This is a genomic window from Methylobacterium sp. (assembly GCF_019750675.1).
GTDB lineage: Bacteria > Pseudomonadota > Alphaproteobacteria > Rhizobiales > Beijerinckiaceae > Methylobacterium.
Map to the genome: position 1 here is coordinate 1 of NZ_JAIEOF010000370.1, position 2,293 is coordinate 2,293.

Consider the following 2,293-nt stretch of genomic DNA (forward strand, 5'->3'; position numbering starts at 1 on the left):
ACGACACGGTCGTGCAGCGGACGGAACTTCATGAGCTGCCCTCTTGCTTCAAATTCGTGGATGGCGTTGATGCGGCGCGGCAGCGCGCTCAACCCGAGCCGTTAGCACTCTCTCTTGGTGAGTGCTAACGCTGGCGCCGAATTAGGCGTCCGGGGCCGTCGAGTCAAGACTGTCGCAGGGTCTCGCGACGGTTCGACGACGGGTTCGTTCTCGTTTTTTCCAGCCCGACGGAAAGTCCTTCGCGGATGATCAAGCTCCACGGTCCGCAGGGCGCGGTCGAAACTGAGGCCCCTTCGACCGGCGCGGACGCGTCCGGGGCCGTCTATCCGCCCCACGCGGTCTGGATCGATCTCGAAGATCCGAGCGCCGAGGAGGCGCAACGGGTCGAGGCCGCCACCGAGATCCGCGTCCCCTCGCGAAAGGCCCTGAGCGAGGTCGAGAACTCGAGCCGGCTGCGGCGCCTGAAGCACGGCTTCTCGTTGTCCACGCCGATGATCACCTTCGACAAGCTCGATTCGCAGCTCAAACCCTTAGGGTTCGTGCTGACGAAGGATCGCCTCGTCACCGTGCGCTTCCACGACCTGCGCGCCTTCGCGGAAGTGCGCAAGCGGATCGACGACGGGGACGGACCCGGCACCACCAGCACCGAGATCTTCCTGCTGCTCATGGAGGAACTGGTCGACAGCCTCGCGGATGCCCTGGAGGAGATGGGCGCCGACCTGGACTCGCTGTCGACGCGGATCTTCGACTTCGACGTGCGCAGCACCGCGGCGGGCGAGATCCGGCCGCCGAGCCAGACACCGCGCCGCCGCGACCTGGCGCTGCGCCGGATCCTGCGTGGCATCGGGCGGCGCGGCAAGGCGCTGGGCAAGATCCGCTCCAGCCTCCTCGGCCTCGAGCGGATCGTGCCCTTCGTCGCCAACGAGTGCGAGCAGATGCTGGGCGAGGAACAGGTGCCGCGTTTCGAAGCGGTGCGCCGTGACATCGCCTCCCTCGACGAGTTCGAGATCCGGCTCTCCGAGAACGTGCAGTTCCTCCTTGACGCGACGCTGGGCCTGATCAGCATCGAGCAGAACAACACGTTCCGGGTGCTCACCGTGGCCTCCGTCGTCGGGATCCCCCCGACCCTGATCGCCTCGATGTACGGCATGAACTTCAAGCACATGCCCGAGCTCGAATGGGCCTACGGGTATCCCTACGGCCTCGCGCTGATCCTGATCAGCGCCATCATTCCGATCGTTTTCTTTCGGATTCGGGGCTGGTTGTGACCGGTTGACGGAATGTTTGCCCACCCGCGCTAGACCCGCGCATCGCGGCGGCATCCCCGAGCCGGCGCCCGAGGATGATTCGTCCGCGCCATGGCCGTGATCGCTGCCTTCGTCCTCAATGCCGGACTGAACTTCGTCCTCGGCCTGCTCATCGCCCAGTTGCTGGGACCGGCCGATTTCGGCCTGTTCGCCCTGGCAACGGCCGGCGCCATCGTGGCCAACACCGTCCTGTTCGAATGGCTGCGCCTCTCGGCGACCCGGTTCTACTCCACCCGGGTCCGCCACGACGAGCCCTGGATCCGGCAGGGGCTCGACCGGGCCTACGCGGTGCTGACGCTGGGCCTGCTCGGGGCGGCCCTCCTCTCGGCCGCCCTCGGCATCGTCGTGGAGCCGGGGCCCGAGGGGCATCTCGCGATCGCGGCCGGTGCTGCCCTCGCGGCCGTCGGCATCGGCATCTTCGATTATCATGCGGCGCTCGCCCGGGCCCGCTTCGACGGCGGCCTCTACTTCCGGCTGGTCGCCGTGAAGAACGTCCTCTCCTTCGCCATGATGGCGGGTGCGGCCTGGTTCTTCCCACAGCCGGTCTGGGTGCTCGCCGCCGCCGGGATCAGCCAAGCCCTGGCGATCGCGTTCCTGCACCGACCCCTGCGCGACCCCGTCGCGCCCCGCGTGCGGGTGCGCCTGCGCGAGACCTGGCGGCTCTTCGTGGCCTATGGCCTGCCCTTGATCGCCGCGAACGCGATCTACCAGCTCCTGCCCTTCATCAACCGAGGCAGCATCGCGGCGCATGGCGGCCTCGCCGAGGCCGGTTACTTCGCGCTGGCCGCCGACGTCACCACCCGCAGCATCGGCACCCTCGGCACCGCCCTCGATCTGCTGCTGTTCCAGCTCGCCGTCCGGGTCGAGGAGCACGAGGGCCGGGAAGCCGCCGAGCGTCAGGTCGCCCGGAACACCGGCGTGGTGGTGGCCCTGCTGCTGCCTTGCGCGGTCGGGTTCTGGGTCGTCCTGCCGGCGCTCCAGGCCCT

Annotated in this window: 1 protein-coding gene and 1 pseudogene; both read left to right on the forward strand. The window is 68.3% G+C overall.

Annotated elements, in window-relative coordinates; genetic code table 11:
- Window positions 1-245 precede the first annotated feature (245 nt).
- Window positions 246-1,268, forward strand: a complete 1,023-nt coding sequence (locus tag K2X24_RS19020) for a magnesium transporter CorA family protein (protein ID WP_292500053.1) — start codon at window positions 246-248, stop codon at window positions 1,266-1,268.
- 90 nt (window positions 1,269-1,358) lie between these two features.
- Window positions 1,359-2,293: pseudogene (locus K2X24_RS19025) on the forward strand (lipopolysaccharide biosynthesis protein); the annotation flags it as partial.

Coding starts and splice junctions, on each gene's coding strand:
- K2X24_RS19020 (WP_292500053.1), top strand. CDS start 246: ATGATCAAGCTCCACGGTCCGCAGGGCGCGGTCGAAACTGAGGCCCCT.